8 protein-coding genes are annotated in these 7,380 nt (G+C 68.3%); 1 reads left to right on the top strand and 7 read right to left on the bottom strand.

From position 1 onward, the window contains the following. The 7 genes from hybE to K1Y73_RS01800 all read right to left on the bottom strand — a co-directional run. Window positions 1-836, bottom strand: an 836-nt coding sequence (gene hybE, locus K1Y73_RS01830; protein ID WP_225026204.1) for a [NiFe]-hydrogenase assembly chaperone HybE, incomplete at its 3' end; no start/stop codon positions are given. Further along, window positions 833-1,663 (bottom strand): hydrogenase expression/formation protein, encoded by an 831-nt coding sequence (locus K1Y73_RS01825; protein WP_225026203.1) that lies wholly within the window; start codon window positions 1,661-1,663, stop codon window positions 833-835. The genes hybE and K1Y73_RS01825, both read right to left, overlap by 4 nt. Window positions 1,664-1,676: 13 nt before the next feature. Then, on the bottom strand, window positions 1,677-2,051 hold the full coding sequence (locus K1Y73_RS01820; protein WP_225026202.1) for a thioredoxin domain-containing protein: 375 nt from the start codon (window positions 2,049-2,051) through the stop codon (window positions 1,677-1,679). A gap of 3 nt (window positions 2,052-2,054) precedes the next feature. Then, on the bottom strand, window positions 2,055-2,375 hold the full coding sequence (locus K1Y73_RS01815) for a HypC/HybG/HupF family hydrogenase formation chaperone (RefSeq protein ID WP_225026201.1): 321 nt from the start codon (window positions 2,373-2,375) through the stop codon (window positions 2,055-2,057). Further along, on the bottom strand, window positions 2,375-2,989 hold the full coding sequence (locus K1Y73_RS01810) for a HyaD/HybD family hydrogenase maturation endopeptidase (protein ID WP_225026200.1): 615 nt from the start codon (window positions 2,987-2,989) through the stop codon (window positions 2,375-2,377). The genes K1Y73_RS01815 and K1Y73_RS01810 overlap by 1 nt, the downstream gene beginning before the upstream one ends. Window positions 2,990-3,285: 296 nt before the next feature. Next, a complete protein-coding gene (gene cybH, locus K1Y73_RS01805) occupies window positions 3,286-4,026 on the bottom strand; it encodes a Ni/Fe-hydrogenase, b-type cytochrome subunit (RefSeq protein ID WP_225026199.1) in 741 nt (246 codons plus the stop codon). A 4-nt stretch (window positions 4,027-4,030) separates the two neighbouring features. Further along, window positions 4,031-4,606, bottom strand: a complete 576-nt coding sequence (locus K1Y73_RS01800) for a HupE/UreJ family protein (RefSeq protein WP_225026198.1) — start codon at window positions 4,604-4,606, stop codon at window positions 4,031-4,033. 22 nt (window positions 4,607-4,628) lie between these two features. Here K1Y73_RS01800 and K1Y73_RS01795 point away from each other — a divergent pair, with 22 nt between their 5' ends. Then, entirely contained in the window at window positions 4,629-7,289 is a 2,661-nt protein-coding gene (locus K1Y73_RS01795; RefSeq protein ID WP_225026197.1) for a molybdopterin-dependent oxidoreductase, read from the top strand. Window positions 7,290-7,380 lie beyond the last annotated feature (91 nt).

Here is a 7,380-nt window from a genome sequence, read left to right as displayed (position 1 = left end):
CCAAGGAATTTGCCCCCTCCCGCAGGAGCGCCGCATGACCGCCCCGATCGACCTGGTGATCTTCGACTGCGACGGCGGCTGGGGGCCGTGTCTTCGCCATCCGGCGCGGCGGCGGCGGGATCAGCGAGCGCGGCCGCGGCTTCGGCTGCAGATTCGGCGGCGGCGCGGATCTCGGCCGCGCGGTCGGTTTCGCCGCGGTTTTCCGGCTTGAACAGTTCGACCATGATCGCCCGGCCCACATCGACCGCCTGCAATTGCGAGGTAAAATCGCCCATCGGCGAGAACAGCGAGCAGGCCAGATAGGGCCCCGTCATCTCGCGCGCGTTGTGGATGAATTCGTATTCGCCCGAGGGGAAGCGGATCATCTCTTTCTCGCCCGCCTTCAGCGCCGGGCGGCCTTCGCGCGGCAGCAGGACCAGGTTCATGAACCAGGGCGCGATCAAGACGCCCAGAATGCCTTCCTCATGCGGCTGGAAGCTGACCGCCTCGACATGCAGGGCCTGATTGACCATCGGCAGGTCGCGCATCTTGGAATGGAAGATTTCGCGGAAATCGGCGACCAGCAGGCTGGCGCGGCGGTCGATCTCGGCGGCAAGCTGCGACGACAGGGCGCCCGGATCCTCGCGCACCAGGAATTGCGCCTTGGGGGCGGAACAGCCCGGGCAGGTCCAGTCTTCGGGCAGGGCCAGAAAGGCGGTGCCGGGGCTGATCTGGCGGCTGTCATCGCCTTCGGCCGGGTCATAGGGCGTCCAGCAGATCTTGCATTCCATGATGGCAAGCGGGCTGATCTTGTCCTGCGCGCCCAGGAAACTGCCTTCGAAACCGGGCGTTGTCATGCGATCACCTTCAAGACGTCAAGGATGCGGGCTTCGCTGTCGTCGAAATCCTCGACCGCGGCGGCCGCGACCATCGGCATGTCGGTGACTTCGAACGTGTCGAGGATCAGAGTGTCCATCGAGTTGAAGAACTGCACCCGCCAGACCCGTGCCAGCGCCGTGGCGGTGACGCGCACATTGCCATAGCCGCGCGACAGGATGGTGCTGGCGCCTTCGCCCAAAGCCTCGGCCAGCCAGGCCAGATCGGCCTCGGTATGCGGCAGGAGCGTGAGGTTGATCACATGCGCCTGGTCGCCGGGTTGCCAGCGGGCCGAGCGGTCCAGCAACTCGGTCAGGATCGCCGGGCCATTGGCCAGCGCGCCGGGTTTGGGCGCGGCGGTCAGCAAAGCGGGGCGATGCGGCACATGGGCGCGCGACAGCGCGGCCAGCGGCACCGGGCCCACCTCGACCCGGTCATGGCCCATGCCGGCGACCGACCAGACCCCGGCAAAGACCGATTCCTGCACCGACAGCGCCGGGATGCCGCGGATCTTCATCGCGACTTCCCCGGTGCCCAGCGTGTCGGCCATCAGTGCGCGCGAGGCCGGCGTCAGGCCCGACAGGTCGAATTCGACCGTCTCGCCCAGACGGGCCTTCGCGCAGGCCTCGGCCATGCGCTGCAACAGCGCCAGGACCGGGGCGGCGATGGCGGGGTCTTCGACCTCGGGCACATGCGCCGAATAGGTGCGCATGCCTGAGGGCATCGACATGTATTGCAGCTCGCCCTCGGGATCGGGCTGGCTGCCGGGGCCGAAGCCGGTGGGCGGAAGCGTGAAGGGGGAAACCATGCGAATGCCTTTCTTAGACCGAGGCGAGGCCGAGGATATAGGGGATGCGGGCCATGTAATCGTCCCAGTCGCGGATCCGGGCGACCGCGCCGACCATGCGGCCTTCCGAGAAGAACAGGAACGAGGGCGTCTTCAGCACGCCATGCGCCTCGCGCAGTTTCGCCTCGATCGCATCGCCCACCAGCGCGCAGTCAAAGCTGCGCTGAAAGGCGATCTGCAGCTCGGGCAGGATCACGGCGGCATCGGCGGTTTCCAGATTGCGCACCGGATCGCCGGGGATGAACAGGCAATGGATGCCGGGCGTGGCCAGATGCGCCTCGACCGAGCCCAGATCGGTCAGATGCGGCCAGTTCAGATCGGTGATCAGGCGGGTCAGAAGCGGGTGCATGGGTCAACCTGTGGTCTGGCCGGCGGCCAGCGCCGCCTGCAGATGGGGGGGAAGTTCGGGGCCGCGCTGTTCCAGATCGGCAAAGGCCGAGCCCAGATCGCCGCCCAGCATCAGGGATTGCAGACCGCCCAGAGCGGCGCGGATCTTCTGCGCGTCGTCTTCGCCGATCACCTCGCGCGCGGCGCCCAGAAAGGTCAGCACCCAGTCGCCGGGCCGAGCCTCGGGGGTCAGCGACAGGTCGACCAGCGCCGGCAGGTCACCGTCCAACGCCTGGCCGACGATGCCATCGACCGATTGCAGCAGAAGCGGAACGCCCAGGCACATCAGACCGTCTCGGCCTTGGCGGCGGGGAAGAAGCGGACATCGCCCAGCCGGCAGGCCTGATCTTCCGAGGGCCGGCCCTGTTCATAGGCGTCGCGGCGCAGCGAAGCATCGGCCAGATCGTCGGTTTCGGTGCGGCCGGGGGCGATGGCGATGCCCCAGCTGGCCAGCTCGGCCCGGGCGATCTCCAGCGCCGGCGCGATCGAGGCCGCCACCGCGGGCCGCAGCCCGCCGCCGAAATCTTCCAGCTCGACCGGCTGCACGCCGATCAGCGTCATTTTCGCCGGACAACAGCCCATCAGCTGCGCCGTGGCCACCACATCCTGAAAGCCGGTCTGATGCAGGCTCATCTTCTTGGCGCCCATGAAGGCCGGCACTTCCCCGTCGCGCACGACCTTCATCGTGGCGGGCGGCAGGCCGTAATCAATGGCGTCGAAGACCAGCAGCGCATCGGTCTCTTCCAGGAACGGCAGCAGATACAGGCCCTGCGTGCCGCCATCCAGAAGGCGCACATTTTCCGGCAGGGCATAGGTCTCGGCCATGGCCTCGACACAGCGCGGGCCGAAGCCCTCATCGGCCCAAAGCACATTGCCGATCCCAAGGACCAGAACTTTCATATACCCCTCCCTGGCTGTGGCCGGCCCCCCTCCGGGCCGGTCAGGGGCTTGCCGCCCCCTGGCTGGAACTGATCGTTACATTTCCAGATCGGGATTCGCAGGGTGAAATGCGACTTTTCGATCTGGCTGCCAAACTGGTCGCAAATCCCTGGAAACGCTTCAAAAATGCGCGGTTTGCGAAGCGGGGATATGGAAAGTTTCTTTCCGGTATTTTCGGCTGTCCGGCAAGACACCTTGCAAACGCAAAAGGGGCGAACCCTGCGGTTCGCCCCCCGATTTGGCGCGTGACTTCAGGCTCAGTCGGGCCGGTCATCCTTGAAGGTGCGGTGGCCCGAGATCATGGTCGAGACGATCGACTGGCGCGACATGATATCCTCGCGGATCGCCACATAGATATGCACGATCATGAAGATCACGATCCACCACATGCCCAGATGGTGCAGCGTGTGCAGCCGCTGGCTGTTCCAGGTCAGGCTGTGGACCCAGCCGAACAGATCATGGGTCAGGCTGCCTTCCTGCGCGCCCTCGGCGTAAAGCGCCAGGCCGGTGACGATCATGAAGCTGACGCCCAGGGTGATGAAGAAGAACATCGCCAGCTGCGCCAGGGGGTTGTGGCCCACATATTTCTTCGGCTCGGACTTCAGGAACAGGTACCACTGGATTTCGTCAAACAGCTCGCGCCAGTATTCGGCCTTCCAGAACGGAATGTAGAACAGTTGGCGCGCGTGATGGTTGCCGACGAAGGCCCAGTAGATCCGGCCCAGGAAACCGAAGGTCAGCACCATGCCGGCGGCGAAATGCGCGAAGCGGATATAGCCGAAGACGAACTGATGCGTGGCCTCGGCGATCTGCATCGAGGGCGGCGGCGAGCCGATGAAATAGCCGGTGACGCACAGCGTCAGGATCGCCGCGGCATTGATCCAGTGCCAGATCCGGACCGGGGCCTCGTAGACATAGACCGAGGTCTGGCGGCTGACCGTCGCCACGTCTTCGGGCGCAAGGTCATGGGCGGCGATGTTGGTGGTGGGGCTGGCCATCCTGTCACCCCGCCATCATCCAAAGCCCCGACAGCGCCACGCCGGCCCCCAGGGCGCGTTGCACCAGGGGGCGGGTGGCCACCGCGCGGGCAAGGCCGATCCCGGCCAGATGCAGCGCGGCGGTCGAGATCAGGAAGCCCGCCAGATAGGGCAGGGCATTGCCGACCGCCTCGGTCGCGTGGGCATGGCCATGCGCCAGCGCGAAGGCCGAGATCGCGGCCAGCGCCGCGGCGGTCAGCCCGGCAGACTGGCCGCGCCGGCTGACCAGCACCAGAAGGCCAAAGGCCAGGACCGAGCCGGTGATGACGGCTTCCACGAAGGGAAAGCCGATCCCCGACCACGACAGGCCCGCGCCCAGCACCATGGCGCCCATGAAGGCGGCAGCCCCCGCCCAGAAGGCGCGCGGCAGCACGAAGCCCGACCACAGGCCGACGGCCAGCATGGCCAGAAGGTGATCCATGCCGAAGACCGGGTGTTCCAGCCCGTGCAGGAAGCCCGAAACCTCGCCATGGCCGGTATGGGCCAGCGCGGGGCCCGCGATCAGGCTGGCGGCGGCGACGGTGAGTGCAAGTTTCTTCATTGGGGTTCCTCCTTAGCGGACCTTGATCCGGGCCAGTTCCTGGCCATCGGGCGGCGAAAGGCTGAGCGATGTGCTGCGCGACCGGCTGGGCGCGCGCGGCACCAAGGTTGGCTGCGATGCCGGCGATTGCGGCGCCTGCACGGTGCTGGTCGACGGGCGCGCGGTCTGCGCCTGCCTGATGCCGGCGGGTCGGGTGAACGGCGCCGATGTCACCACGGTCGAAGCCGAAACCCCTGAGCTGGCGCGCCTGAAGGCCGCCTTCCAGCGCCATGGCGCGGCGCAATGTGGCATCTGCACGCCCGGGATGCTGATGGCGGGTCTGGACCTTCTGGCCCGCAACCCCGCTCCGACCGAGGCCGAGGCGACCGAGGCCCTGGGCGGCGTCCTGTGCCGCTGCACCGGCTATCGCAAGATCCTGGCAGCGGTCTGCGATCGGACCGATGCGCCGCTGCCGGCAGGCGGGGGCGTGGGGGGCAGGCTTGCGCGGCTGGACGGCGCGGCCAAGGTCAATGGCGACAGTTTCGGCGCCGACCATGTGCCGGAAGGCGCACTGACCGTGGTCGCCCTGCGCTCGCCCCATGCCCATGCGGGTTTCACCTTCGGCGATCTGGCGGCTTTCGCGGCGCGCCCCGGCGTGGCAGGCGTTTGGACCGCGGCGGACATTCCCGGCCGCAATGCCTTTTCGGTGATCCCGCCCTTTGCCGACCAGCCCGCCATCGCCGCCTCTCCGGCGCGGTTTCGCGGCGAATGCGTGGCGGTGGTGGCCTTCCGGCCCGGCACGCCGCCCGACCTTGCCGATTTCCCGGTGACATGGCAGCCCCTGCCGGCCCTTCTGACCCCGGCCGAGGCCGAGGCGCCGGGGGCGCCCTTGCTGCACCCCAACCGCCCCGCCAATCTGCTGATCGAGGGCGTGGTGCGGCGCGGCGATGTCGAAGCCGCGCTCGCCGCCTCGGCCCATGTGGTCGAGGGGCGCATGGAGACCTCTTACGTCGAGCATGCCTATATCGAGCCCGAGGCCGGCGTGGCCTGGCTGGAGGGCGACCAGCTGGTGATCCGCGCCTGCACCCAGGCCCCGGGCATGGACCGCGAGGATACCGCGCAGGTCCTGGGCCTGCCGCCAGACCGGGTACGGATCATCCCCTCGGCCGTCGGCGGCGGCTTCGGCTCGAAGCTCGACCTGTCGCTGCAGCCGCTGATCGGGCTGGTGGCGCTGAAGACCGGCCTTCCGGCGCGGATGGTCTATGGCCGGCAGGACAGCATGGCCTCGACCACCAAACGCCACCCGGCCGAGATGACCGGCCGGATCGGCTGCGATGCGCAGGGCCGGATCACGGCGCTGGACTTCACCGGCCGCTTCAACACCGGCGCCTATTCCAGCTGGGGGCCGACGGTCGCGAACCGGGTTCCCGTCCATGTCTCGGGGCCCTATTACACCCCGGCCATCCGCGCCCGGGCGCGTGCCGTGCATACGCATGGCCCAGTCTCTGGCGCCTTCCGCGGCTTTGGCGTGCCGCAAGGCGCGCTGTGGCAGGAAACGCTCTATGACCGGCTGGCCGAGAAGGCCGGGCTGGACCGGCTGGAGTTCCGCCTGCTGAACGCGCTGCGCGACGGGCAGGCCAGCGCGACCGGCCAGGTCTTGCAGGCCGTAGGCATCGCGCCCTGTCTAAAGGCGCTGCGGCCGCGCTGGCGGCAGGCGCTGGACTGGGCCGGGCTGGGCAAGGGCAGGGGCGTCGGCATCGCCTCTTGCTGGTATGGCTGCGGCAATACCGGCTTGCCCAACCCTTCGACCATGCGCTTGGGCGTGACGGCGCAAGGCCGGATCGTCCTGCATCAGGGCGCCACCGATATCGGCCAGGGCGCGGGCACGGTCATTCCGCAGATCGCGGCCCAGGCCCTGGGCGTGCCGGTTCAGGCGCTGGATCTTCTGGGCGGCGATACCGCGATCACCCCCGATGCCGGCAAGACCAGCGCCTCGCGCCAGACCTATGTGTCGGGCCGGGCGGCGCAGGCGGCGGGGCGGGCGCTCAGGGCCGCGATCCTGCGGCTGGGCAATGCCGGGCCCGCGGCCGAAATCCTTGCCGAACCGGGCCGCTTGATCCTGCGCGAGGGCGCGACGCATCGGGACATCGACCTTGCCGCCCTGCCGACCGATGCCAGGGGCTATGCGATCTCGGCCGAGGAAAGCTATGACCCGCCCGCCTCGGGCCTGGATGCCGATGGCCAGGGCAGGCCCTATGCGGTCTATGGCTATGGCGCGCAGATCGTGGCGCTTGAGGTGGATCTGGCGCTTGGCACGGTCCGGCTTGACCGGATCACCGCCGCGCATGATCTGGGCCGCGCGATCAACCCGCTGCTGGTCGAAGGCCAGATCGAAGGCGGCGTGGCCCAGGGCATCGGCCTGGCACTGATGGAGGAATATCTGGCCGGCCGCACCGAAAACCTGCACGACTATCTGATCCCCACCACCGGCGACGTGCCGCCGATCGACAGCCTGATCCTGGAAATCCCCGATCCCGAAGGCCCCTATGGCGCCAAGGGCCTGGGCGAACATGTGCTGATCCCGACTGCGCCCGCGATCCTGAACGCGATCCGCCATGCGACCGGGGCGGAACTCACCAAAGTGCCGGCCCTGCCGCATCGCATCCTGGCCGCCATGACGTCGCATCCGGGTGGCGGGGCATGATCCTTTGGCCTTCCTCTCTGCAGAAATATCCCACGGGGGTCCGGGGGTGTGAAACCCCCGGCCTGCCGCCTCCAACCCGTCCCGCCGCAGG

It is taken from the genome of Xinfangfangia pollutisoli, assembly GCF_020179405.1.
GTDB lineage: Bacteria > Pseudomonadota > Alphaproteobacteria > Rhodobacterales > Rhodobacteraceae > Pseudogemmobacter > Pseudogemmobacter pollutisoli.
This window is presented reverse-complemented; position numbering and strand designations above follow the sequence as displayed.